Origin of the sequence: Acinetobacter sp. YH12126 (assembly GCF_013418745.1) — a bacterium.
Classification (GTDB): Bacteria; Pseudomonadota; Gammaproteobacteria; order Pseudomonadales; family Moraxellaceae; genus Acinetobacter; species Acinetobacter amyesii.
Genome location: NZ_VPBM01000002.1, coordinates 67,116 through 92,638, shown reverse-complemented (window position 1 = coordinate 92,638; position 25,523 = coordinate 67,116). Strand labels below are relative to the sequence as shown.

The 25,523-nt window shown below is 41.7% G+C and carries 27 protein-coding genes; 18 read left to right on the top strand and 9 right to left on the bottom strand.

The window, feature by feature from the left end; all coding sequences use genetic code 11:
- The first annotated feature begins 1 nt into the window (after position 1).
- The 6 genes from hcaB (at position 2) to FTU62_RS00460 (ending at position 6,722) form a co-directional block, all read left to right on the top strand.
- Positions 2-820, top strand: a complete 819-nt coding sequence (gene hcaB, locus FTU62_RS00485; RefSeq protein ID WP_078192772.1) for a 3-phenylpropionate-dihydrodiol/cinnamic acid-dihydrodiol dehydrogenase — start codon at positions 2-4, stop codon at positions 818-820.
- 65 nt (positions 821-885) lie between these two features.
- Positions 886-1,848 (top strand): 3-carboxyethylcatechol 2,3-dioxygenase, encoded by a 963-nt coding sequence (locus FTU62_RS00480; RefSeq protein ID WP_180007135.1) that lies wholly within the window; start codon positions 886-888, stop codon positions 1,846-1,848.
- A gap of 11 nt (positions 1,849-1,859) precedes the next feature.
- Positions 1,860-3,095, top strand: a complete 1,236-nt coding sequence (hcaD, locus tag FTU62_RS00475) for a 3-phenylpropionate/cinnamic acid dioxygenase ferredoxin--NAD(+) reductase subunit (RefSeq protein WP_180101450.1) — start codon at positions 1,860-1,862, stop codon at positions 3,093-3,095.
- A 436-nt stretch (positions 3,096-3,531) separates the two neighbouring features.
- Complete coding sequence (locus FTU62_RS00470; protein ID WP_168377924.1) at positions 3,532-4,434, top strand: DMT family transporter; 903 nt, start codon at positions 3,532-3,534, stop codon at positions 4,432-4,434.
- Positions 4,435-4,664: 230 nt separating this feature from the next.
- Positions 4,665-5,606 carry a cation diffusion facilitator family transporter gene (locus tag FTU62_RS00465; RefSeq protein ID WP_180062906.1) on the top strand — a complete coding sequence of 314 codons (942 nt, stop codon included), beginning with the start codon at positions 4,665-4,667 and terminating at the stop codon, positions 5,604-5,606.
- A 60-nt stretch (positions 5,607-5,666) separates the two neighbouring features.
- Entirely contained in the window at positions 5,667-6,722 is a 1,056-nt protein-coding gene (locus FTU62_RS00460) for an MBL fold metallo-hydrolase (protein ID WP_078192767.1), read from the top strand.
- 81 nt (positions 6,723-6,803) lie between these two features.
- Here the strand turns inward: FTU62_RS00460 and FTU62_RS00455 are convergent, their stop codons facing one another.
- Positions 6,804-8,324 carry a catalase gene (locus FTU62_RS00455; RefSeq protein ID WP_111884100.1) on the bottom strand — a complete coding sequence of 507 codons (1,521 nt, stop codon included), beginning with the start codon at positions 8,322-8,324 and terminating at the stop codon, positions 6,804-6,806.
- Between the two features lie 1,097 nt (positions 8,325-9,421).
- Between FTU62_RS00455 and FTU62_RS00450 the strand changes: the two genes are divergently transcribed.
- Entirely contained in the window at positions 9,422-9,757 is a 336-nt protein-coding gene (locus FTU62_RS00450; RefSeq protein WP_180101448.1) for a hypothetical protein, read from the top strand.
- A gap of 489 nt (positions 9,758-10,246) precedes the next feature.
- Here FTU62_RS00450 and FTU62_RS00445 read toward each other — a convergent pair whose 3' ends face one another.
- A complete protein-coding gene (locus FTU62_RS00445; protein ID WP_111884098.1) occupies positions 10,247-10,855 on the bottom strand; it encodes a TetR/AcrR family transcriptional regulator in 609 nt (202 codons plus the stop codon).
- Positions 10,856-10,946: 91 nt separating this feature from the next.
- Here FTU62_RS00445 and FTU62_RS00440 point away from each other — a divergent pair, with 91 nt between their 5' ends.
- Both FTU62_RS00440 and FTU62_RS00435 read left to right on the top strand, forming a co-directional pair.
- Complete coding sequence (locus tag FTU62_RS00440; protein WP_180101446.1) at positions 10,947-12,608, top strand: acyl-CoA dehydrogenase family protein; 1,662 nt, start codon at positions 10,947-10,949, stop codon at positions 12,606-12,608.
- Positions 12,609-12,801: 193 nt separating this feature from the next.
- Entirely contained in the window at positions 12,802-12,987 is a 186-nt protein-coding gene (locus tag FTU62_RS00435; protein ID WP_180024481.1) for a hypothetical protein, read from the top strand.
- A 1-nt stretch (position 12,988) separates the two neighbouring features.
- Here FTU62_RS00435 and ptsP read toward each other — a convergent pair whose 3' ends face one another.
- Both ptsP and FTU62_RS00425 read right to left on the bottom strand, forming a co-directional pair.
- Positions 12,989-15,283, bottom strand: a complete 2,295-nt coding sequence (ptsP, locus tag FTU62_RS00430) for a phosphoenolpyruvate--protein phosphotransferase (RefSeq protein WP_180101444.1) — start codon at positions 15,281-15,283, stop codon at positions 12,989-12,991.
- A gap of 77 nt (positions 15,284-15,360) precedes the next feature.
- Complete coding sequence (locus FTU62_RS00425; RefSeq protein WP_078192761.1) at positions 15,361-15,840, bottom strand: RNA pyrophosphohydrolase; 480 nt, start codon at positions 15,838-15,840, stop codon at positions 15,361-15,363.
- A 181-nt stretch (positions 15,841-16,021) separates the two neighbouring features.
- Here FTU62_RS00425 and FTU62_RS00420 point away from each other — a divergent pair, with 181 nt between their 5' ends.
- The 3 genes from FTU62_RS00420 to FTU62_RS00410 all read left to right on the top strand — a co-directional run bounded on the left by FTU62_RS00420 (position 16,022) and on the right by FTU62_RS00410 (position 17,581).
- Positions 16,022-16,678, top strand: coding sequence for an HAD family phosphatase (locus tag FTU62_RS00420; protein WP_180034967.1), 657 nt, complete (start codon positions 16,022-16,024; stop codon positions 16,676-16,678).
- A gap of 92 nt (positions 16,679-16,770) precedes the next feature.
- Complete coding sequence (locus FTU62_RS00415) at positions 16,771-17,244, top strand: DUF2628 domain-containing protein (protein WP_180062911.1); 474 nt, start codon at positions 16,771-16,773, stop codon at positions 17,242-17,244.
- Between the two features lie 94 nt (positions 17,245-17,338).
- Positions 17,339-17,581, top strand: coding sequence for a DUF2789 family protein (locus tag FTU62_RS00410; RefSeq protein WP_078189726.1), 243 nt, complete (start codon positions 17,339-17,341; stop codon positions 17,579-17,581).
- Positions 17,582-17,778: 197 nt separating this feature from the next.
- Here FTU62_RS00410 and FTU62_RS00405 read toward each other — a convergent pair whose 3' ends face one another.
- Positions 17,779-18,642 carry a LysR family transcriptional regulator gene (locus FTU62_RS00405; RefSeq protein ID WP_078189725.1) on the bottom strand — a complete coding sequence of 288 codons (864 nt, stop codon included), beginning with the start codon at positions 18,640-18,642 and terminating at the stop codon, positions 17,779-17,781.
- A 469-nt stretch (positions 18,643-19,111) separates the two neighbouring features.
- On the opposite strand from FTU62_RS00405, the gene FTU62_RS00400 reads away from it, so the two are divergent.
- Positions 19,112-19,321 (top strand): hypothetical protein, encoded by a 210-nt coding sequence (locus FTU62_RS00400; RefSeq protein ID WP_111884091.1) that lies wholly within the window; start codon positions 19,112-19,114, stop codon positions 19,319-19,321.
- Positions 19,322-19,450: 129 nt separating this feature from the next.
- On the opposite strand, the gene FTU62_RS00395 is transcribed toward FTU62_RS00400, so the two are convergent.
- Positions 19,451-19,687 carry a DUF2061 domain-containing protein gene (locus FTU62_RS00395; protein ID WP_180101442.1) on the bottom strand — a complete coding sequence of 79 codons (237 nt, stop codon included), beginning with the start codon at positions 19,685-19,687 and terminating at the stop codon, positions 19,451-19,453.
- Here FTU62_RS00395 and FTU62_RS00390 point away from each other — a divergent pair.
- The 5 genes from FTU62_RS00390 to leuB all read left to right on the top strand — a co-directional run bounded on the left by FTU62_RS00390 (position 19,686) and on the right by leuB (position 23,961).
- Entirely contained in the window at positions 19,686-19,886 is a 201-nt protein-coding gene (locus FTU62_RS00390) for a hypothetical protein (RefSeq protein ID WP_180026618.1), read from the top strand. The genes FTU62_RS00395 and FTU62_RS00390 overlap by 2 nt on opposite strands.
- A 157-nt stretch (positions 19,887-20,043) precedes the next feature.
- On the top strand, positions 20,044-21,492 hold the full coding sequence (gene leuC / locus FTU62_RS00385) for a 3-isopropylmalate dehydratase large subunit (protein ID WP_180007147.1): 1,449 nt from the start codon (positions 20,044-20,046) through the stop codon (positions 21,490-21,492).
- A gap of 24 nt (positions 21,493-21,516) precedes the next feature.
- A complete protein-coding gene (gene leuD, locus FTU62_RS00380) occupies positions 21,517-22,167 on the top strand; it encodes a 3-isopropylmalate dehydratase small subunit (protein WP_180062913.1) in 651 nt (216 codons plus the stop codon).
- Positions 22,168-22,276: 109 nt separating this feature from the next.
- A complete protein-coding gene (locus FTU62_RS00375) occupies positions 22,277-22,840 on the top strand; it encodes a hypothetical protein (RefSeq protein WP_180101440.1) in 564 nt (187 codons plus the stop codon).
- A gap of 41 nt (positions 22,841-22,881) precedes the next feature.
- The gene (leuB, locus tag FTU62_RS00370) at positions 22,882-23,961 is read left to right on the top strand and encodes a 3-isopropylmalate dehydrogenase (RefSeq protein ID WP_078192754.1); all 1,080 of its coding nucleotides are present in this window, start codon (positions 22,882-22,884) and stop codon (positions 23,959-23,961) included.
- Positions 23,962-24,037: 76 nt separating this feature from the next.
- Here leuB and FTU62_RS00365 read toward each other — a convergent pair whose 3' ends face one another.
- From FTU62_RS00365 to infA, 3 genes are all read right to left on the bottom strand, one after another.
- Positions 24,038-24,484, bottom strand: a complete 447-nt coding sequence (locus tag FTU62_RS00365; protein ID WP_373886306.1) for a hypothetical protein — start codon at positions 24,482-24,484, stop codon at positions 24,038-24,040.
- Between the two features lie 114 nt (positions 24,485-24,598).
- Positions 24,599-24,973: a hypothetical protein gene (locus FTU62_RS00360; RefSeq protein WP_078192753.1), complete on the bottom strand. Its 375-nt coding sequence runs from the start codon at positions 24,971-24,973 to the stop codon at positions 24,599-24,601.
- A gap of 149 nt (positions 24,974-25,122) precedes the next feature.
- Positions 25,123-25,344: a translation initiation factor IF-1 gene (gene infA, locus FTU62_RS00355; RefSeq protein WP_001284370.1), complete on the bottom strand. Its 222-nt coding sequence runs from the start codon at positions 25,342-25,344 to the stop codon at positions 25,123-25,125.
- Between the last annotated feature and the right edge of the window lie 179 nt (positions 25,345-25,523).

Below are 25,523 nucleotides of genomic sequence, written 5' to 3'. Positions count from 1 at the left end.
CATGGGTTGGCTACAAGGCGAAGTTGCACTTATTACCGGTGGTGGTTCAGGCTTAGGCTGGGCATTGGTTGAACGTTTCTTAGAAGAAGGTGCACAAGTTGCTGTTCTTCAACGTTCTCAATCGAAAGTTGATGCATTGAAAGAACATTTTGGTGACCGCGTGCTTGCGATCGCAGGAGATGTAGCCAGCTATGAGGATAATGTTCGTGCAGTTCAAGCAACTGTAGAACATTATGGCAAACTTGACTGTTTCGTCGGAAACGCAGGTATCTGGGATCATTACGCAGATATCGTCAATACATCGGGTGAACAGCTGGAGAAAGCTTTTGATGAGATTATGGGTATTAACACCAAATCTCTCATCTTAGGTGCCAAAGCTGCACTTGATGCATTGATAGCTTCGGAAGGTTCTATCATATTTACTTTGTCTAACTCAGCACTGTATTCGGCAGGCGGAGGCCCTGTATACACAGCGTCTAAGCATGCTGGCGTTGGGATTATGAAAGAATTAGCCTATGAGCTTGCGCCTAAAGTACGAGTGAACGCTGTTGCTCCGTCGGGTATGAATGTCAACATCAAAGGTGCTGCTTCTTTAGGCCAAGAAAACCTCGGTCTACTCGATGCACGTGATCCTGAGAAGATTGCACGCGGCATGCCGCTCAATTTCTTACCCGAACCTGAAGATATGACTGGTTCATACGTGTTATTGGCTTCTCGTCAAAACAACCGCCCATTAACTGGTGTTTTAATTAATGCTGAATGTGGTCTGGGTATCCGTGGTTTACGTCAACCACGTGCTGGCTTCTTTGACGAGATTTAATTCGCCAAATACGTAAAGGACTTACTCGGCAGCCGTCTTGGCTGCCTTCCGTTTAGGAGTCACCCATGGCCGTTAAACTTATTTGTGCATCGCACAGTCCCCTAATGGAATTCGCTTCTCCGCAAGAGAAATACAAAGAGGAAAAAGTTCGCGAAACTTTTGCCAAACTTGCTAAAGAAGTTGAAGACTATAATCCAACATTGATCATTACTTTTGGTCCAGACCATTTCAATGGTTTCTTCTATGACCTCATGCCATCTTTCTGCGTCGGTATTCGTGCCAAAGCAGCAGGTGATTGGGATTATGGTAAAGACAATGACCACATCAATGTGCCTGAAGAAACAGCAATCAGTCTGGTTCGTCGCGTATTGGATGAAGGTGTCGATGTTGCATACTCTTATCGTATGCAGGCAGACCACGGTGTGACTCAACCATTACATTTCCTTTGTGGTGGCAAGCTTGATCGTTATCCAACGATTCCAATTTTTATCAATGGTGCAGCTGCACCGATGCCAACAACCAAGCGTACAGTCGCTTTGGGGCGTGCAGTCGGTCAGTTCATTAAATCATTGAACTTAGAGAATGAACGTGTACTTGTTTTGGGTACAGGTGGTTTGTCTCATGATCCACCAACGCCGCAAATGGGTTCAGTTCCACCAGAAGTGGAAGAGTTCCTGATTGCAGGTCGTAATCCAACTGAAGAGGCACGTAATACACGTCAAGGCAAAATCATTGCTGTCGGTCAAAAACTCGCAGCGGGTGATACTTCTGTCGCAGTGCCTTTAAACCCAGAATGGGATCGTGCATTGCTTGATACTTTCGCCAAAGCTGACTTTGCTGCCATTGAAGCGATGACTGAAGCTGAAATTCGTGTTGAAGGCGGTCGTGGTGGTCAAGAAGTTCGTTCTTGGATGGCTGCCTTTGCTGCATTACATGAAGTGGGCGAATACGACATGACAACACATTGCTACGAAGATATTAGTGAGTGGATTGCGGGCTTCGGCATCGTATCTGCAGAATTGAAATAAGGAACAAACCCATGAGCCAAAATGGTATCGAAACCATCGTTATTGTTGGAGCTGGTCAAGCTGGTGCTAGCGCCATTTTAGAACTCCGTGCGAACAAGTATGAAGGCAAAATCATTTTGGTGGGTGATGAAACACATCTTCCTTATGAACGTCCGCCTTTGTCTAAAGACGTAATTCTAAAACCTGAAGAGACCAAAATCGAAATTCTGTCAGAAGAAAAATTGGCAGAACTCGGTGTTGAACATATTCGTGGCAATGGCGTTGTGAAAATCCATAGCGATGCGAAAACAGTTGAACTGAAAAATGGTGAAATTGTAGCATTTGACAAGTTGCTTATAGCAACTGGTGGTGCAGCACGCCGTTTACCGAATTTCGATGCTTTGGGTAAACACGTTTATACCTTACGTAACCTTGAAGATTCACAAGCATTGGTGCCTGTATTACAAGCGGGTCGCCGTATTGTATTGATCGGCGGTGGTGTGATTGGTCTTGAGCTTGCTTCTTCAGCACGTTCTAAAGACTGTATCGTGACCGTGATTGAAATGGGTCCGATGGTCATGGGTCGTTCATCTCCACGTGTTTTAAGTGAATTCTTATTGGCACAGCAACGTCTTGCAGGTGTAGATATTCGTCTTTCGACTTCTATTGCTGACTGTAAGCTTGATGGCGAAGAAGTGGTGATCACGCTTGAAGGCGGTGAAGAACTTCGTGCCGATGCAGTGATCTATGGTATTGGCATTGTGCCAAATGCTCAACTTGCGGTTGATGCAGGTTTAGACGTTGATTTTGCCATTAAAGTGAATGATAACTGCCAAACTTCGCATCCAGATATTTATGCAGCGGGTGACGTTGCGACTCAGCTTCGTGACTGTGGTAACCACCGTCGTGTCGAAACTTGGGAAAATGCCAATCTTCAAGCAGGTATCTTTGCTCGTCATGTAATGGGTGTTGAACATCCAACCCCAAATCCAGCGTGGTTCTGGACAGATCAATTGAATATCAACTATCAATTTGTGGGTGATATGGCTGCAAGCGAATGGATTGCACGTGGCGAAGTAAATCCTGAATTAGCTGCAGAATCATCATTTGTTTTGTTTGGTGTTACTGACGGTGTAATCGTGGGTGGTATCACTGTAAATGCTGCGAAAGAGATGCGTCATTTGAAAAAATTGATTAGCAAGAATGCGGCGTTTGAAGCGGATAAATATTTAGATTTAAGCCAAGATTTACGTAAACTTGTAAAGTAAGCTGAATGTCTAAGAGGAGCAGACTTGCGGTAACGTAGGTCTGTTTTTTTTATGTCTTTAGTTTTAGCGTCGCACTTATAAAGCTATTTTGTAGTCCATGTATATAGTTTTAGCTTATGTAAATCTATTCAACGGTTTTAATCCTCCCCAGTCCTCCTTTTTCAAAGGAGGGAGTAGTCTTTGTGAAGAATGGATTTCGTTTGGATGATTCCCCCTCTTTTTTTAAAGAGGGGTTAGGGGAGATTATTGATCGTTTGAAGAGAAGTCCTTATACCCCAAACGATCGGGTGGCATTCATACCGCCTCCAATTTAGTTGATAAAGTGGAGAGCAATAATTGGTCTTAAACTTTATTAGTTACTGGTCTTACGAGTAGTTCCAGATCTGAATAGTGGGTTTCAGGTTAAGTCGTTAGAACAATCAAATTTGAGAATGAAATGAAATCTTCACTGCCGCTGACGGCAAGTATATATGCTCTTTTGGTACTGATTTGGGCGACGACGCCGCTCGCGATTGTGTGGAGTGTGCAGGAAATACATCCGATGTGGGTGTTGATTATCCGTTACTTCGGCGCATCTATTATTGCGCTGTTTCTGTTGAAATTGATGCGTGATCCTTTGCCGTTTGATGAAACCTCATTAAAAAGTTATGTGGCAGGGAGTTTAAATTTGATTGGTGCACAGTTGTTTATTTATCTCGCAGCCAATTATCTCACCTCAGGTTTAATGGCACTGATTTTTGGTTTTTCACCCTTAATTGCCGGTTTGATTGGGCATGTAATTTTAAAAACACATAAATTGGTCGCTTTGCAGTGGTTGGGCATGGCGGTTGCAGTGGGAGGTCTAACTTTTGTCTTTGCAGATTCTGCTGATAGCAAAGTCAATCCAATTGGCGTTGTACTGATGCTAATCAGCATGGTGTCGTATATTAGTTCGATTTTTTGGGTGAAGCAGATTAATGCACCGTTAAAGCCGATGTCACAGGCAACCGGTTCCCTGATTGTTTCAGCTTTAGGATCGATGCTCATTATTCCATTTATTTGGCAGCATTTTCCAACCGAATTGCCAAGTGGCCGTGCGATGATTGGTTTTGTCTTTACCATGATCATGTCATCCATTGTGGCAATGCTGTGTTACTTCTGGCTTATAAGACGTTTAGCCGCATCAACGGTGTCACTCAGTAATGTGATGACACCTGTCATAGCATTGGTTTTGGGAGCGACGTTGAACAGTGAACATATTAGCTCCAATGCCTTTGTTGGAATCGTGGTCGTGATGTTTGGTATTGTGATGTACTTTTGGAAAGAGTGGCGCGAGCAATATTTTAATAAAGTACGTTGAACCGTGTACATCTACAGAATTATAAGGAAGCTGCGGCTTCTTTTTTTTTCTATACCTTTGCGCTAAAGAGCGTGTTTCACATGGAACATGATGGCATTGTCGAAACAATCGACAGTTGGTGTAAAAACAACAAAATAACAAACAACAGCTACAGTCAGTTTGAGTACTATGGAATGAGCTATAAAATCAAATAGATCTGTTTGATAAAAATAAATTTAGGACAATTTTAAATGTCTGAATCTAACAAAATCGTGGTATATGCAGCGCTCTTCGGCAATTTAGCGATTGCACTGGTGAAGTTTGCCGCTGCCTATATCACGAATAGTTCGGCCATGTTGAGTGAAGCTATTCACTCTGTGGTTGATACTTTAAATGAAATCTTACTGCTCTACGGTATGAAAAAATCGCAGCAGCCAGCAAATGCACGCCATCCGTTTGGCTATGGGAGAGAGCTGTATTTTTGGGCTTTTATTGTGGCGTTGATGGTCTTTGCTTTGGGTGCGATCGTGTCGATTTATCAAGGGATTAGTCATATTTATCACCCCGAAGAAATGCAAAATCCGATGATTAACTATATCGTATTAGGTATTGCGATTTTGTGTGAAGGGACCTCTTGGTTTGTGGCATTGAAGGCATTTCGTAAAATCAAAGGGAAACAGGGCTATTTTGAAGCATTTCGACGCAGTAAAGATCCGACGACATTTACCGTGTTATTTGAAGATTCAGCAGCGCTGATTGGTCTGTTTATTGCCCTGATCGGTATCTATTTATCACACGCGCTGAATATGCCAATGCTTGATGGTCTGGCATCAATTCTAATTGGGGTTGTACTCGCTATTTCAGCAATTTTACTTGCACGTGAGACTAAAGGATTGCTCATGGGAGAAACTGCTGACCCACAATTGAGGCATAATGTCTTGATGGTTGCAGAGCAAGATCCAGCAGTGCATTCTGCCAATGGGGTGTTAACAGAGCAGATGGGTGCACATCAAGTTTTGGCATCTTTGAGTCTTGAATTTAAAGATAATTTAACGTCAGATGATATAGAAGCTTGTGTCAACAGAATTGAAGCACAAATTAAACAGCTTCATCCTGAAATTGTGGCACTCTTTGTCAAGCCTCAATCTCGGAAGGTTTGGCTTGAGCGCATGAAAGGTCGTCTTGATCAATAGGTCTGCGAGGTTAAATACTTTGCAAGGTTTGTCAGCATAGTGAATGAATTTTAAATACACATGAATCAAAAAACTCAATCAGCACAGTTTCAAATCAGTACTAAAAGCTGTATGAAACATACGTGGACGAAGCCTGTATTTGATTATCTGGCAACTGACCATTTTAATGGGGAAAAATTCTTTAATACCCTTCGAAATCCAGATGCGTTTACGCGTAAAGATATGCTGAAATGGATCATGACGCGTAAAAGCGATACATGGAAAGTAGATCGTGAGCAAGAATACCAACAGTTTTTTGCTTCTTCGCGTAGCATTCCGCACAATCGGCCATTGGCTAAAATGGATGATTGGTTGGTTTGGTTTGTCGGACATGCGACGGTCTTGATTCAAATTGGGCCATATAATTTTTTGACCGATCCTGTATGGGCGGAGTATGCAGGCCCACGTCAAGGGACTGGACCACGACGTGCTTGTCCTGCAGGAATTGCCTTAGAAGAATTACCTACAATTCATGGGGTTTTACTGAGCCATAATCATTATGATCATATGGATTTAGCAACCTTGAATTGGTTACATGAACAATTTGCTATGCCGATTTATACTGGTTTAGGCAATGCTTATTATTTACCCACACATTTCAATGTCATTGAACTTGATTGGTGGCAATCGGAAATGTTTGAAGATTTGCGTATCGTTTATACGCCTGCACAGCATGGTTCAGGTCGTGGTTGGCGAGATCAAAATCATGCCTTATGGGGAGGTTTTTCCATCGTGCATAGTACAGGACATTTCTTCTTTGCTGGAGATACGGGCTATGCCGCACATTTCAAACAAATCCATACACGCTTAGGTGCACCCCGAGTAGCGTTATTACCGATTGGAGCTTATGAGCCACGTCGTTTAATGAAATATTTGCACATGAATCCCGAAGAAGCTTTTCAGGCGCATAAAGATTTACAGTCAAAATGTTCATTGGCAATGCATTATCGGACTTTTCAGTTGACTGATGAAGCTAGAGACCAACCTGAACATGACTTACATCATGCAATGCGAAAAACATCAAAGTTAATGAATCCATTTTTAACCATGCATGAAGGCAAAAAATTGATTGTTTAAGGATTAATAGACGGTAATTGGAATATTTAATGCCAAGAAAAAACCACCTTAAAAGGTGGTTTTTTTATTCAAAGATAAAACTTAAAGCAAGCCTGGATTACCTTGAGCTGGATCAGTTGCACGAGCAGCTTGCGCATCCGCTACAGTTAAGCCTAATGCTTTTGCAACACCTTCACCATAAGCTGGATCACATGCGTAACAGTTACGGATATGACGGTATTTAATGAAGTCGAGTGCATCGCCCATTGCGCCAGCAGTGTTATTAAACAATGCTTGTTTTTGTTCATCATTCATTAAGTTGAATAATGCACGTGGTTGACTGAAATAGTCGCTGTCATCTTCACGATAATCCCACAAGTCAGCATCACCAGTAATTTTCAATGGTGGTTCTTTGTATTGTGGTTGCTCTTGCCATTGGCTGAAGCTGTTTGGTTCATAATGCGGTGTTGCACCATAGTTACCATCCATACGGCCTTGACCATCACGACGGTTGGAATGAACAGGGCAACGTGGTGCATTTACAGGAATTTGGTAATGGTTTACACCCACGCGATAACGTGCAGCATCAGCATAGTTGAATAAACGCGCTTGCAGCATACGGTCAGGTGAGAAGCTAATACCCGGCACCAAGTTACTTGGTGCGAAAGCGGCTTGTTCAACATCTTGGAAATAGTTTTCAGGGTTACGATTGAGTTCGAATTCACCCACTTCAATCAACGGATAGTCGCCTTTAGGCCATACTTTGGTTAAATCAAATGGGTGATAAGGTACTTTTTCTGCATCAAGTTCAGGCATGATTTGAACGTACATTTTCCATTTTGGAAAATCGCCGCGTTCAATTGCATTGAACAGATCGGTTTGTGAGCTTTCACGGTCTTTGGCAATAATCGCTTCGGCTTCAGCATCGGTTAAGTTTTTAATGCCTTGTTGAGTGCGCATGTGGAATTTAACCCAGAAGCGTTCATTATTGGCATTAATAAAACTGAAAGTATGACTGCCAAAACCATGCATATGACGGTAACCATCTGGAATACCGCGGTCAGACATCACAATCGTAACTTGGTGTAGAGCTTCAGGTAGTAAAGTCCAAAAATCCCAGTTATTAGTTGCACTACGCTTATTGGTTTTAGGATCGCGTTTTACTGCTTTGTTTAAGTCAGGGAATTTACGAGCATCACGTAGGAAGAAGACAGGGGTGTTATTACCAACTAAATCCCAGTTACCTTCTTCAGTATAGAATTTAAGGGCAAAACCACGAATATCGCGTTCTGCATCTGCAGCACCACGCTCACCCGCTACGGTAGAGAAACGAGCAAAAAGTTCAGTTTTTTTACCAACTTCTGAGAAAATTTTAGCGCGGGTATATTGGGTAATATCGTTAGTCACGGTAAACGTACCGAAAGCACCAGAACCTTTGGCATGCATACGACGCTCTGGAATTACTTCACGAACGAAATTACCGAGTTTTTCATTAAGCCATAGGTCTTGGGCAAGTAAAGGACCACGTGCACCTGCCGTCATACTGTTCTGGTTGTCTACAACAGGAGCACCAGCATCAGTTGTTAGGTGGGTGACAGGACATTTTTTAACGTCGTCGCTCATTGAGTATCTCCATTATTATAATCATGTATTAAAGTTGGGAGTTATAACCTTTCAATTGATAACACGCTCAACAGCACATGACCTTAACCGTTTTGTTAATTCATTTTAAAGTGACAATGTGACAACAGTTTTTCTCTCATTCTAAAATTTTTCAAGCAGCAATCAATCGAAGATAAGTCATAAAACTGTAGCCGTTAAAAGCTTAAAAATCTTTATATACTTATTGACTTTAAAGCTTTCTGTGGCTTTTGACAAATGGAAAAATAGTTTTGTATAAATGGTTAATTCGATTGATTAAGTTATTGAATTTATATTATTTATTTATATATTTTGTTTTAATATTTTATCCATGAATTAAACTCAAATATATAGCTATGATAGGTAGAAGAGGACGAAATATCTAAATCCATATTTTTATTATGGATTTTGGCCTTAATATATAGGTTTTCTTAGCTGATTCTAGTTAATGAAAGACATTTTTGAGCTATTAATATTGGAGAGTTTTTCAACATTAAAGACATTATTTAATACTTAAAATAAGCTAAAAATATAGCTGAAGAAATATTGGCAAGTGGTCTAAGTTGTTTTAGAAAATTGTAAATAAATTTTTATGGGGTGATGCCAGTTGGTACAGCTATCTTTATTGTTGTCAGGTCAGGTGTTGTCACTCCAGCTTGAATCGATTCCTACATCATATCAACATACTAGGGAACCTTACGTGATCGCATATCGTAGTTGAGGGGGTTAATGGCGAACCCATTTTGATCTCGGGATATATTTTACGCCCAAAAGAATAAGCACTTAAACAAGACTGGACCGTATTGGCATGAGCACATGGCACGACTGTGTGGCTGATACAAGTGCTCCTTCAAGTGATTATACAATAGGCCTGTATATAGTTTGTAACTAGTCATAGATGGTGCAATCGACAGTTGTTTGAGGCATGGCTATGTAGTGGTTGCAACAGGTTATAAAGACTGGGTAAGTCAAAACTGCACCCTCATATGAATGTAGTCAGTTAAGTTTATAATTTGGTGCATTCTGTGCGTGCATAGCATTCTTGGAAGCCGTGGCAATTTAATAAAGACTGGATGGTGATGGGGCATAGTCAAGGTGGTGCAGCTGTGATTGCGGTTGCAGCTCAGGGACAAAAAGATGCGCTTGAATTGAATCTTAAAGCTGCAATACCCTTGGCACCGGGTGGTTATCAATATGAATGTATTGCTGAATACGTAGAAACCAATCCAAATCCAGATACCAATGTAGCGGCATTTTTCCCAATCGTGTTGTTGGGAGCAGCCGCAGCAGATCCATCGATCAATTTAAATCAACTGGTTAGTCCAGATATGCGGTCTTTATTAAATCAGGCCCGTAAACGCTGTTTGTCAGAACTACAAACTGAGTTAAAACAAGCACCTCAGCCAATCTTTTAAAAAATTCAGACTTAAGGCCATCCTTAAGCTATTTAAAACGGCAGTCGATTGAATATAAGACCCTAACCGTAACACTGATGTTTGTTTAAGGCGCCGCAGACCATTTACTCGATCACCTTGGTACTCAAAGTTATTACCAGAAATTGTGCAAATAAAAATTGCCAGTAGTCTATCAGGCGATCCCAAATGGCTATCATCGGGGTGCATTAGGCCATAGTCCAAAATATACGGCTGAATTTTTAAAGAGCTTACAACTGGCCAGCATTGCAAAGGCGTATAAATGAGATAAGTAAGCTGGCAATAAAAGCTTAACTTCTAAAGTACTTTTATTGAAGGATGAACCAAGTGATGAATGATTTTCTTCTACCGTAAAAATGAATTTCCTAAATATCTAAAATAACTGGTTTAAGAGCCGGTTTTTTTGTAAATAACATGACTTTATTTTATTCACCGATGCATTTGAAACGTCATTAGACTTGTCCTCGAAGTCTAATCGCGCAACATATGAATTATATCTCGCTTTAATTCATCCCATTCAGTAAAGTTGGGTACGATCAACAAGCTTTGCGACACAAAGCCATAACACACTCTTTGTATATTTAAAGCCATTGGCTTGAGCTTTTCCTCGTTATTTATAAAAGGCTTAAGCATGTGTTGCCACATTTGCACCATCATGACATAACTTTTACGGTAACTTTCAATATCTGAAATCCGCCGTTCCAATAAAAACACCTGTGACCATAAAAACTGCTGCGCTTGAATTTGCTCAATTTGAAAGTGGATGATTTGCTGTAAATACTCTTGAAAATCCAAATCTGTGGATAACTTCATCAGCGATTGTGCATAAGTTTTCATCTGTTCGGCATTGTGTTTCACATGCAAATGAATGGTTAGCGCAATCAAATCTTCCTTCTTGGAAAAATATTCATAAAATGTCCCTAAGCCAACGCCTGCAAGGTCGGTAATTTCACGAATGGTAATTTTGTCGGCAGGGCGCTCATGCAAAAGCCGAACAAAACTTTCCTGTAAGGCTTCTTGGGTGAGCTTTGCACGTGATTGACGAGGCTTACGCCGTATCTGAATGGCTGAATTCTTCATATTGTTAAGCGCTGAAAACCGAACGTCTATGCTTTAAATTTTCTCTATACTGAAATGAAAAGCAAACAAGAACAAGTGGAAAATATAGACGATGAATACATTAGAACAGCCATGGATGACGCATCAAATCAGCAACCAATTTGATGAACTAGAAAACTACAATCTATTTTCAAGCGATACGGTTTTACATGAAATCTTAAAACGCTGCAGCAGCCATGATCAGCCGACTTTATGCGAAATGGGCAAAGTGGCAGGTTCGAGTGAATACTTTCAGCATGGGGCTTTAGCCAACAAACATACCCCAATTTTACATGCCTTCGATGCGCGAGGCCGCCGTACTGACTTTATCGAGTTTCATCCTTCATGGCATAAATGGATGGGACTCAACCGCCAGTTTGATACCCATGCACATCCATTTAATCAGCCAAATTCCAAGGCAAAATGGGTGGAATGGGCAGCACGTTTTTATTTAGCAGGTCAGGTCGAGTGCGGCAATTTATGTCCAAATTCAATGACACTCGGCAGTATTCCACTCATTCAGCGTGAACCTGAACTGTGGGCCAAAATTGGAGAGAAACTACTATCGACTGAATATGATGAACGCGATGTACCGATTGCGCAGAAAAAGTCGATTTGGCTCGGTATGGGCATGACTGAAAAGCAGGGCGGTTCAGATGTACGTGCTAATGAAACTATAGCTGTGCCTGTGGCAGAAACAGGACGAGGCAAAGCTTATTTGCTGACAGGGCATAAATGGTTTTTCTCTGCACCAATGTGTGATGCGCATTTGGTGGTGGCAAAAACCGAACAAGATGGCTTGGCTTGTTTCTTTGTGCCACGTTGGTTGGAAGATGGCACGAAGAATAATATTCAGGTGCAACGCCTAAAAGAAAAAGTCGGTAACCGCAGTAATTCAAGCTCGGAAGTCGAATTCAAAAATGCGTGGGGCATTATGATTGGTGAGGCAGGGCGTGGCATTCCAACCATTATTGAAATGGCGAATTACACCCGTCTGACCTGTTCGGTCGGTTCGAGCGCCATGCTGCGTCAAGCTTTGGTGCAATGCATTGCCTATACCCGTCAGCGTCAGGCTTTTGGTAAACATTTGATTGAACAACCCTTAATGCGTGCAGTTTTGGCAGATTTGGCTTTAGAGAGTGAAGCAGCGACGCAGCTCAGTTTCCATTTGGCGCAGTGCTATGAATCAGATGATGCCTTGTCTGTGGCATGGAAACGCATTATGACCCCAGCAGCTAAGTTTTGGATTTGTAAACGTGCAGTCGAACTAACTGGTGAGATGATGGAAGTCTTTGGTGGTAATGGCTATGTCGATAACGGCATCATGGCGCGCATTTTTAAAGAAGCACCTGTGAATACCATTTGGGAAGGTTCAGGCAATGTTATGTGCCTAGATGTGCTGCGCGCGATTGGGCGTGATCCTGAATCTATTGAGGTGCTGTTTAAAGATTTGGCCAGTACAGCAAGTACAGATGAAAGCTTGCAAACAGAATTGCAGGACTTGTTCAGGTTGTTCCATCAATCGCCTGAAGATTTACAATTTATGGGGCGCAGTTTGGTCAGTCGTTTAACGGTACTTGCACAAGCGGTGTTATTGAAACGCTATGCGCCTGATTATGTAGCAAATGGTTTTATTCAAAGCCGTTATAGCGCTAAACACGGGCAAGTGGTGGGGATGTTGGATGCCAAAATGGTCGATGTAGAGCGTTTGTTGGAACGGGCTTTCGCAAGTTAAATACAATGTATTTCCCTCTCTTAATGGGAGAGGGTTTTGGAGATGGGAATAATGTGGGAAAACAATTTTTTATGGACATGGGACTAACGACGCTGTATCAAAAAGCCATAGGAAAGTGCTTGAAAAAATCTAAAAATAGACCAATATATGCACTACAGCACGAAGGTGCTGTATAGGCAAAAGGTGAATGCAAATGGCAAAGAAAAAAGTCCTGCCAGAAGTTGAAGTTCGCAACTTCGTGGCAAAACACATGAATGATTTTAACAAAAGCCAAACTTTTGTAGATCGAAAGAAAAATGCAAAACGTGGCTATGCAAAGCACAAAAAAGGGGGATATTCGAATGATTATCTCCCTTTTTATTGGTCTGTATTTTTATAATTTAACTGACTATTCGTGTCGCTGATTTCACCATATCACCTAGACCATGAGTCTTAAAGTAATACTCCATTAAGCTTTTCACCATCAGTGGATTATTCATGCTTAAGGCACGATTCAAGAGCTCTTTTGCATCTGGCATCGGCACATGGCAGATGGCTTTACGAACTTTCAGGATATTACTCGAACTCATCGATAGGGTATTAAAGCCCATTGCCATCAATAAAATAGCGGTGAGTGGATCACCAGCCATTTCCCCACAAATACTAATCGGCTTGTCGTATTTATGACATTCTTGCACCAAACGAGTCAGCGCACGAAGTACGGCTGGGTGTGAGTGTGAATAGACATTGGCAACACGTGGGTTATTACGGTCAACCGCAAGTAAATATTGGGTTAAATCGTTTGATCCCACTGAGAAGAAGTCAACCAATTCAGCAAATTCATCGATCTGTAATAGCACACTCGGCACTTCGACCATGATGCCGATTTTGGGTTTAGTAATTTTCACCTGTTCTTCTTCTTGCACCGCTTGCCAGTCACGATCGAGCAAATACAACGCTTCTTCGACTTCGCTGACACTGGTCACCATCGGCAGCAAAATATGCAAGTTGTTCAGGCCAATACTGGCTTTGAGCATTGCACGAATTTGGGCTGAAAAAATCTCAGGATGATCAAGGGTAAAGCGAATCCCACGCCAACCCAGTGCAGAGTTTTCTTCTTCAATCGAGAAATAAGGAAGGTCTTTATCTGCACCAATATCGAGGGTACGCATCACTACGGGTTTATTGGCAAAATGACTGAGCTGTTGACGGTAAATCGCCCGTTGTTCTTCTTCACCTGGGAAGCGATCACGCAGCATAAATGGAATTTCAGAACGGTATAGACCGACACCTTTGGCGCCACGTTGTACACCGCGAACTACATCGATCATCAAGCCGGTATTTACAAACAATCGAACTGCGACGCCATCAGGGGTGATGGCATCTTTGGTTTCGTATTGCTTCAGATCTTTAGCAATTTGCTCTTCTTCTTTTTGAATCTCTTTATAACGTGTGCGTAAACGACGAGGTGGATTGATGAATACACGACCTTGATGTGCATCGACAATCATTTCGACATCATCAAGGGTGTTAATCGGAAGTTCAGTCACACCAACCACAGTTGGAATGCCGAGAGCACGCGCTACAATCACCATGTGTGAGTTCATGGCACCTTCAGTGGTCACAATCGCTGCGATTTTATCGACAGGGAGTTCAACCAAAGCAGCTGTAGAAATTTCCTCACCAATTAAAATACTTTCATCGGTGATTTCACGGTGACTGGCATCTGCTTCTTGTAAAAAAGCCAGGATACGACGCCCCAGATCTTTTAAGTCTGAAACACGCTCACGGAGATAGTCATCTTCCATCTGTGCAAAGAGCGCAATGTGTTTATCAATGACAATGCGAACAGCACCTTGTGCCCAGTTACCGTCGCGAATTTCACTTTTGATTTCCGCGGGGAGGGCATTGGCATCGAGCATCCGTAAGAACACGCTAAATAATGCCCGTTCTTCAGCCATGAGGGCATCTTGCATTTTTTCATCAAGCGACTGAATTTCTTGGCGAACTGCGTCTATGGCATTGTCGAGTAATTCGAGCTCCTCACTAATGTCATCGGCTTCACGATCGGGGACTGAAGCCAAGTCAGCAGGTGGATATAAGATAACTGCCCGACCTAGGGCAATACCGCCTGAACCTGAAATGCCTTGGAAGGTTTTGTACGCTGGCAGATTATTCGGCTTACGAAAGACTTCGATATTGCCGACGGCATGTGCATGGGCAATCACCCCTGAAAGCTGAGCGCATAGGGTCACGAGGAAGGATTCGGCAGCTTCGCTAAAGTCTTGAGGTTCTTTGTTTTGAACCACCAAGACGCCCATAACTTTACGGCGATACATCACCGGAACACCGAGGAAGGAATTGTAAATTTCTTCCCCTGTTTCTGGCAGATACATAAAGCGTTCGTGTTTGGGAGCATTGTCTAAGTTGACGATTTCTTCACGTTGTCCCACTAAGCCAACCAAACCTTCACTGGTATGCAAAGAGACATGCCCAACGGCTTCAGGGTTTAAACCCTTAGAAGCCATCAGTAAATAACGATGGTTTCGTTCATCAAGCAAGTAGATTGAGCAGACATCCACATGCATGGCTTCTGCCACTTGATTGACCATTATGTCTAAAGATTCATGCAAACTGGCTGACGCATTAATCTCTTGGACTATGCGTCTTAATGTATCCAGCTGCATGTTCGACATCGTGTCTGCTCCAAAATTTATTCTGCTTTATTTATAACAACACTCATCCTAAAAATCTGCATCCATTCTGCAAATTTTTACGGCTTTTGTGGAAGCTGACTGCAAAGTTCCACCATGGCTTTACGATATACATCGCGTTTAAAATTCACCACTTGTCCTAGTGGGTACCAATAGCTGACCCATTGCCATTGATCAAACTCAGGTGGATCTGACAAATCAAGCTGAATATGCTGTGCTGAAGCTGTCAGTTTCAATAAAAACCACTTTTGCTTTTGACCAATACAAACGGGGGCTGAATCGGTACGTATATACCGATGTGGCAAACGATAGCGCAACCACCCTTGGGTTTGTGCTATCACCTGGACGTGTTCGGGCAGTAAGCCAACTTCTTCTCTCAGCTCACGGTAAAGTGCCTGTTCGGGGGTTTCTCCATGTTGGATACCTCCTTGTGGAAATTGCCAGGCATTGTGACCAATGCGCTTTGCCCATAAAACTTGTCCAATGTCGTTTGCCAAAATGATCCCGACGTTGGGTCGGAAACCTTCTGAATCGATCATTTGGCTACCTAAATATTGTGTAATTTATGACTTTGCTCACGGGGACGTTTATTTCTGTGTCCATCTCGAAAAAGCAAAGTGTAAAAATGTTAAAATTGTTATGATCTTAACGAATTTCTATCGACTAGCGGAGATAGATTTACAATTTTTTTCTTAAATTTCAGCTTTTACGAGTATTTTCATGAAATTGGCACTGTTTGACCTTGATCACACCTTATTAAATACCGACTCAGACCATTCTTGGGGGGAGTTTTTGGTCAATGAAGGCTTGGTTGATCCAATTCGTCATCGTGCCATGAATGACAAATTTTATGATGATTATAAAAAAGGCCAGCTTGACCCGATTGCCTATAACGAATTTGTATTTGAGTTTTTAACCCAACATGATAATGCCTACTTAACTGAGTTACATCAGTTGTTTATGAAAAAAGTTATTCGTGCGCAAATGCGTCCAGAGGGCTATGCTGCCATTCAGCGCCATCAAGATGCAGGGCATCAATTGGTCGGGATCACCGCAACGTCTGATTTTATTACCGCACCGATTTTTCGTGAATTCGGCATTACTGAAATCATTGCGACCAATGCCGAAGTTGTGAATGGTAAATATACGGGTAAAGTGATTAATACTCCGTGCTATCAAAAGGGCAAATTAGTCCGTTTGAATCAATGGTTAGAAGGTCGTGATGTGACAGAGTCCTGGGCGTATTCAGATTCGATTAATGACCGTTTCCTGTTGGAATATGCGGATCATGCAATTGCAGTCAATCCAGATGATCGTTTAGAGGTCCTAGCAAAAGAACAAGGTTGGGACATTCAAGACTGGTCAATTCAAGCCTAAAGATGAACAGGAAAAAAAGCATCTTGAGATGCTTTTTTATTTGATGTTCTTTTGATTAACCCTCGACTCACTTATTTGAACTATCGCTCCGTATGCAGACAGAAGCTTCTTTTAAACATTTAATTCAAATCTTTATTGGGCCACGTGCTCAATCTTATTTAAATTTCATTGAACAACAAGTTGGACAGAACAATGGTCTGAGTTGGGCAGGGCTAATTTTTGGACCCTATTGGTTACTCTATCGAAAGATGTACCGCTATTTCTTCTTATTCTTTGCGGTTGGTTTTTTGATTAGCATGTTGGCACTCATCATCGGTGTGCCTGAACAAGTCTTGATGGGGCTGTCATTGATTCCTAACCTCATACTCGCTGGCATCGGAAAGCGGCTTTATAGCGATTTTGCTGTGCAAAAGACCAAAGCCTATATGCAGCAGCCGAAATATAGTGAACAGGTGTTTGCTGAAGAAGGAGGAGTGAACTGGGGGCTGCCTTTATTGTTGGTATTTATTCAATCTGTCGTGATGATTATGCTCAGTTTGCCTTTTATTCAATTTTCACCGCTATAGAATTCTGTAATTGAGTGCGTGTTCGTTCCGTGTTATATCCTTAAAACAGAAATTTTGTATCCATAAACAATAAGTTTTAACAGGGAGAATGACAATGAGTGTACGTCCACGCATGACTCATCTATTTGAACAACTGGGTTTAGATTCGAGTGAAGACGCGATTGCTTTATTTATCGTGACGCATCAACTCAGTGCCCAAACTAAAATTACCGAAGCAGATTATTGGACAGATGCTCAGCGCCAGTTCTTGGCCGAAAAAATTAAGTCAGATGGTGAGTGGGCGATTATTGTCGATCAATTGAATGAATCATTACATGAAGATTCATTGACGAAGTAAAACTGACAGGTCTTCCTTGGTTTTTTAATGGGATCGGCTGAAATAGGCGATCCCATTTTTAATGCAAAAGAAATTTAAGCGACTATTCAACATATAGAAAATTATTCGCTTTTTCTAAATGCTTAAACAGATGAATATAAAAAGCCACCATAGCAGTGGCTTGATTAATAATTGAATTTTGTAGGCAAAAAAATGAATTAGATGTGTTTCATCAATTCAACCAGCTTTTGTGCAGCAAGTGACTGAGTACGGCCTGGGTGCCATACCATGCCCAATTGACGATTCATGTTTGAAGGTAAATTCAGTTGTTTTAAATCTTGGTTCAATAAGGTTTTAGGAAGGACTGACCAACCAAGACCAATGGAAACCAACATACGAATCGACTCAAGTGAGTTATTGCTCATGGTGACTTTGGGCTTGAGTCCATACTTTTCAAACTCAGCTAAGGTAATTTGACTGGTATAGGTTTGCGCCGCAGGCAATAGACTTGGGTATTGGATCAAATCTTCTAAGGTTAAATGCTCAACTTGCGCCAAAGGATGGAAAGGTGCAACCACGAATACCAGTGGATCATTCCATGTCGTGATGTATTTTAAACGGCTGTCACCTTGTGGTGGTAAAGTCAAAAATGCCAACTCTAAGTCGCCAGCCAAAACTTGCTCATGGGCTTGTTCAGAATCAACAAAGTGTACATCTAAGGTCACTTCTGGAAATTGCTGTACGTATTGACGCAAATGCGCCGGTAAATGGTGTAAGCCGATATGATGGCTGGTACCAATTTTCAGTTTACCTTGAACCTGACCTTGCTCATGGCTGAGCGTATGGTGAATATCGCCCAATTCATTCAGCCAGCTTTTCACTTTTGGCAAGAGAGAGTTTGCTGCATGCGTCGCTTGAACACCACGACCCGCTGATTCAAAAAGTTTGACACCGAAGTATTCTTCTAAACTGTGAATACGCTTGGTCACAGCAGGTTGCGTAATGAAGAGCTGATCTGCTGCCAAGGAGATCGAACCAGTTTCCATAACTTTTACAAAGGCTTCAAAGGCTGCGAGATTCATCTTCATTCCTATAAAGAATTTTTATGCGTAGTCTCATTGTTATAATATTTTAAGAATAAATCAAAGGAAAAGTTGTATCTTTTGATTTAAAACTAGGCGTTCAAGCCATACTACGCGTTAAATCTGAGGGGATTTTCCGAGTTCTATAGCGTTATTCGAGTGCTTGATTGTTGCATGATTCGAGATTGAGCTGTGACGTTTTCAGCTCAAATGCGCTGTTACAAAGTTGTTTTTTAAACAGAAACCACAGTTATGCATAATATAAAAAATATAGGGCTGAAAAGTATTTTTAACCGTTTGAATTAAAGAGGAGAGATGGCTTTTCTTTTTAACTCAGCTTTAAACTAGAACAAAAAATGAGTTCAAGTTTTGATGGCTTGGAGAACATACTTTTCAGTGAATAATTATAGCAACAGGTACAGTCAGGGCAGCATCTTTTAGCTATGTTTTATCTCACAGGGAGAAGGCGATGGATATTAAACACATTAAAAATTTATTGGATATTTTTGAAGGGACAGTCGAAAAGCGCTGTGCGATATATGAAATCGCAGATGATGAAGACGACGAAAACCGTGCAGCTGCTGAGTGTAATGCGGCAAAAAATAAACTGATTCTTGCGATAGAACAATTGGTTGAGGCGCATGAACAGCTGGCCTTACAGCAAAAAACCAAGCTTTGATGAGCTGTCTACATTTGAATCTATAGGATGAAATGAATAGAAAGTTAAAGTGGATGGAGTAAAAAAACGTTTAAAGGTCATAAAAAAAACCACCGTGATGGTGGTTTTTTTACAAGGAGCAGGGTTGGATTAAGCGGGGATATTTTCCTCTAAAGCTTTATCTTTCTTTTCCCAGACTTTTTCGTGGAAGAAAAAGGCAACCGCTTGAACAGTTGGTTCAAGTAAACTTAATGTAATAGCCATTGCAATACTGCCTGTCACGTAATAACCAACCAACATCGCAACCGTGATATGCATGATGTAATAGCTCAAGGTTTTTTTGAACATGCGCTGATTATTTTCGACGAACTTGTTAATGTGTGCCATGAAAATGCTCCTTGTTAAATTGATAAATCTTGGCAATGAGTTAATAATAATGATTCTTATTTGCAATGTAAAAGAGAAAATTCAATTTATGATCATTGAATTTTTAAATTACTGTTTAAAAATGGCAGAAAGTGAACAAAAAGTCGGAGAAAATTCTAAAGTCTCATCTGCTGAAAGTATTGAAGTGAGCGTGTTTTAAACGCATTAATGGTCTTTAAAATGCAGCGAAAATCAGCAGTTAAATATCATTCCTATAAGTTTTTAAACTAATAAAAATGATAAATTAGATTTATGTGAATACGTGGTTATAATCGATTTAACGAAAGAATTTACCCAGTCCAGTGGAGCAAATCGACATGGCAGGCGAAACCCAAAAAGCGGAAACCCAAATAAAAAAAACCTTGTATGACAAATTGTGGGATGACCATCTAGTAAAACAACGAGATGATGGCTCTTCATTATTGTATATCGACCGTCATTTATTGCATGAAGTGACATCTCCACAAGCCTTTGAAGGGCTACAACTTGCAGGTCGTAAACCATGGCGTTTAAGCGCTAACGTTGCAACGCCAGACCATAACGTACCTACTTCTACTAAGGAGCGTGCTGAAGGTATTGCGGGTATTGAAGATGATACCTCACGTATCCAAGTGCAAACTTTAGATGACAACTGTAAAACTTTTGATGTTGCCCAGTTTGACATCAACGATGTACGCCAAGGGATCGCGCATGTGGTTGGGCCTGAGCAAGGTTTAACCTTGCCAGGTATGACGGTTGTTTGTGGTGACTCACATACAGCCACTCATGGTGCTTTTGGTTGCTTGGCTCATGGTATCGGCACATCGGAAGTTGAACACGTATTGGCGACTCAATGCTTAGTTCAAAAGAAAATGAAGAACATGTTGGTGCGTGTTGACGGTCAATTGGGTCAGGGCGTAACTCCTAAAGACGTGGTTTTAGCGATTATCGGTAAAATCGGTACGGCAGGTGGTACAGGTCACGCGATTGAGTTTGGTGGTCAAGTATTCCGTGATATGTCGATCGAAGGTCGTATGACGGTGTGTAACATGGCGATCGAAGGTGGCGCGCGCGTGGGTATGGTGGCTGTCGATGACAAAACCATTGCCTATGTAAAAGACCGTCCATATGCGCCGAAGGGCGAACAGTGGGATGCTGCAGTAGAATATTGGAAGACTTTAGTGTCTGATGAAGGCGCGCATTTTGATACTGTTGTGGTGTTGCAAGGTGAAGAGATTGAGCCACAAGTGTCTTGGGGGACTTCTCCTGAGATGGTGATTCCTGTATCTCAAGCAGTGCCAACTTTAGAACAAGCTAAAGATGACGTACAGCGTAATGACTGGACACGTGCATACAACTACATGGGCTTAGAAGCGGGTCAGGCATTGGCTGATATTCAATTAGACCGTGTATTTATTGGTTCATGTACCAACTCACGCATCGAAGATATTCGTGCAGCGGCTGAAGTGGTCAAAGGTAAAAAAGTGGCGGCATCGATTAAGCAAGCCATGGTGGTACCGGGTTCAGGTTTAGTCAAAGCACAAGCAGAAGCAGAAGGCTTAGATAAAATCTTAATTGAAGCAGGCTTTGAATGGCGTGAGCCGGGTTGCTCAATGTGTTTGGCAATGAATGCCGACAAATTGCAACCAGGTGAGCACTGTGCATCGACGTCTAACCGTAACTTTGAAGGTCGTCAAGGCAATGGTGGTCGCACGCATTTGGTGAGTCCAGCAATGGCAGCAGCTGCGGCAATCGCTGGTCACTTCGTTGACGTTCGTACCTTCTAATCAGGGCTAATAGGAGCAAATCGCATGAAAAAATATACCGTTGAACAAGGTATCGTTGCACCATTAGACCGTGCCAATGTGGATACAGATTTAATTATTCCAAAACAGTTTTTGAAATCTATTAAGCGTACTGGCTTTGGTGCCAACTTATTTGATGAGTTGCGCTATTTGGATGAAGGCTATTTAGGTCAAGACATTTCAAAACGTCCAATTAACCCAGATTTCGAATTGAATAAACCGCGTTATCAAGGTGCGTCGATTTTGATCTCTCGTGCAAACTTTGGTTGTGGTTCGAGCCGTGAGCATGCGCCTTGGGCATTAGAAGAATATGGTTTCCGTACCGTCATTGCACCAAGCTATGCGGACATTTTCTTTAATAACAGCTTTAAAAATGGCATGTTGCCAGTGATCTTGTCTGAAGAGATCGTCGATCAGTTGTTTAAAGAATGTGCTGCATCTGAAGGCTATCAATTAACCATTGATTTGGCTGCGCAAGAAGTGCGTACACCGAGTGGTGAAGCATTTACATTTGAAGTCGATCCATTCCGTAAACACTGCTTATTGAATGGCTTGGATGATATCGGTTTAACTTTACAAGCAGCCGATGATATCCGTGCTTATGAAGAAAAAACCAAAGCATCTCGCCCTTGGGTATTTGCAGACATTAAAGCTTAAGTCAGTGTCACTGTAGAACTTCTTAGTAGTCAGTCGGCTTAAGTCTTGTTAATATCAGGCGAAACAAAATTTATACGTTAGCCAGAATTTATCAGGTTGGGTTCGAAAAATGAAAAAGTTCTTCGGTCAGCTGGTTGTAACGGGAGCGCTGTTTGCAACGCTCTCTGCCTGTCAAAGCTTTGACACGGCACGCATTAAAAATGTGAAAGAAACTGAAAGTACAAACACTAATGCTTTGATTTACTGTGCAGGTACAGCGCACTGTGAATTTGAGCGTTTTGATCAAATACAAGTGGTTGATCCAAATAATCAACGTGTACAACGTGCTGCGATTAAAGCAGGCATTGTACGGTTGAATGGTCGTTCATTGTCTGAGCCTAATCCTTTGTATTTGTCTGTACCTTCAGGTCAGCATGAAATCGTGATTCGCTATTATCCAATTTCTCAGGAAAAAGCAGAGCGCTTGCATGTCATTCACAACTTTAGGTCCAAACACGAGTACACCTTTAAAATGTACCGTGAGCGTTCAAAAAATAGAGGCAGTTTACTGGATAAATCTGCGCCTGATCCGCTCTGTGTAGACTTAAAGCAAGGTGCAAAAACGATTCGACGTTTCTGCCGACCCTACAATGTCCTCACAGGACTTGGTGAGTTTGTAGAAAAGAAACTTTAAATCTGACTGGTAATCAAGCCAGCGTATAAATGGAAAGACTCATGTCAAAACATATTTTGATTTTACCAGGTGATGGTATTGGTCCTGAAATCGTGAAAGCGGCTGAACAAGTGCTGACACGTGTAAACGAGAAATTCAACTTAGGTTTGACTTGGGAACAAGGTCTTTTAGGTGGTGCAGCGATCGATGCGCACGGTTCACCTTATCCAGAAGTAACAGCAGCACAAGCGAAGACTGCTGATGCGATTTTATTGGGTGCAGTGGGTGGTCCTAAGTGGGATACCATTGAGCGTTCAATTCGTCCAGAACGTGGCCTATTAAAAATTCGTTCAGAATTAAATTTATTTGCTAATTTACGTCCAGCAATTCTTTATCCGCAGCTTGCAGATGCGTCGAGCTTAAAACCTGAAATCGTAGCAGGTTTGGATATCTTGATCGTACGTGAGTTAACTGGCGGGATCTATTTCGGTCAACCACGTGGTATTCGTGAACTCGAAAACGGCGAAAAACAAGGTTTCAATACTGACGTATATGCTGAATCTGAAATCAAGCGTATTGCCAAAGTTGCTTTTGAAATGGCGAACTTACGCGGTGGTAAAGTGTGTTCAGTGGATAAAGCCAACGTACTAGAAGTGACTGAGCTTTGGAAACAAACTGTAACTGCGTTAAAAGAAGAGCAGTATCCTGAAATTAACTTGTCTCATATGTATGTTGACAATGCTGCCATGCAATTGGTCCGTGCGCCAAAACAGTTTGATGTAATCGTGACAGGTAACTTGTTCGGCGATATCTTGTCTGATGAAGCGGCGATGTTAACCGGTTCTATCGGCATGTTGCCATCGGCTTCTTTAGATGAGAATGGTAAAGGTATGTATGAGCCTTGCCACGGTTCAGCGCCAGACATCGCAGGTCAAAACATTGCGAACCCATTAGCAACAATTCTGTCTGTTGCTATGATGCTGCGCTATACCTTCCGTGAAGAAGCGGCGGCAAAAGCAATTGAAGATGCTGTAGGTAATGTCTTAGATCAAGGCTTACGTACAGGTGACATCATGTCAGAAGGCAGTACTCAAGTCGGTACTGTTGAAATGGGTCAAGCTGTAGTTTCTGCTTTGAACTAATGTTAAATCTAAAAAAACGCAGCGTTTATGCTGCGTTTTTTTTTGCCTAGAAATTATCAACCCTAGAATTGATGCGCTAACAGGTGCGACCAGTTAATCGGACATCAGTTGCAATATTATGCTTTAAGCGAAATTGAATAAGGCAGTTTAACTCAACCTCATAGCGTGTATTTCCACTGGGAATCGGCACAGCAGCGCCGCTGCCCATGCCCATCGCAGGATTTTCCGTCATCGGTAAAGGAATACTGATCGGGCGTGCAACACGATAACGAAGGTAGTCTGAACTGACCTCTACGGGAGAGGTTCTTTGATAGCCGAGTTTGCTGAGATTAAGTTCTGCTTGAATCATTTGGCTCGATTGACCAATAAATGAGGCTAAATAGCGTTCACGTTCGACGGAGGATATCGTTGATGTCGTGGTACAACCAGCCAACAATACGATGCTTAGAACGCATCCCATGCTCAATATCGGGCGAATAAAACGCTGATCTTCGTAAACCTGATGTTCTAAAATAAATTTCATGGGTCAATTCCTCACGAAATAAATTCAGTTTAATCAGATCGGTCTGTATAACACTGTAGTCATTTGATACACGGTCATCCGAGCAAGATTAGCCTCTAGTATTCTCATGCAGGATCAACAAGCTCTGCCAACATAGTCAATGGATTCAACTATTTGATTGCGTAATTTGAACTCGATTTTACATTCCATATCGACAGTGACACCACCTTTAGACGGCGTTGGGATAGGGGCGCCCATGGCTATACTGGTGCCGATATTTGGTGTACCAATCGGGATTGGCATCGAGCGTAAAATGGTATAGCTGAGTTTTTCATTGCTTTGTACGGGTGCTCCCATCACTTTATAGCCCAATTGACTCAAGTTGAGCTCTTTACGAACTTGATCAGCTGGCTGCCCAATATAGTGTTGTAGGGATTGATTGAGTTGCTTTTGGCCTGTCGTGGCGCAAGCCACACAAAAGATAGCACTGACTAATCCTAGATGTTTCATATGATTTTATGTCCTTATATTTTGAATTTTATAATCGAATTTTTATGTTTTTAGACTGTAAAGCAAATTTGCAGTCAATTTTTATCATTGTATTGAAATAAATACAAAAAAAAGCCACTGATAAAGTGGCTTTTTCGCTTCGCTAAAACTTAGCGCGCACGGTAAGTGATACGACCCTTAGTCAAATCATAAGGTGTCATTTCTACTTTAACACTGTCGCCAGTCAAAATACGGATATAGTGTTTACGCATTTTGCCAGAGATGTGAGCAATCACTTCATGACCGTTTTCTAAACGTACACGGAACATAGTATTAGGAAGCGTCTCGGTGACAACGCCTTCGAACTCGATGAGTTCCTCTTTATTGGCCATAGCCTACCTGAATGAATAAATTAGCAAGGCGCAAATTATAGTCAATTTTTTTTCAGAATACAAGCCGTAAAAGGCTTTGAACTGATCGACTGTCAGTAAAATAAGCGAACAATTTAGTTAAATATTTTCAACAAAAAATGTGCAGTAACTGTTGTCAGTTTGGTCAATCGCAGTTAATC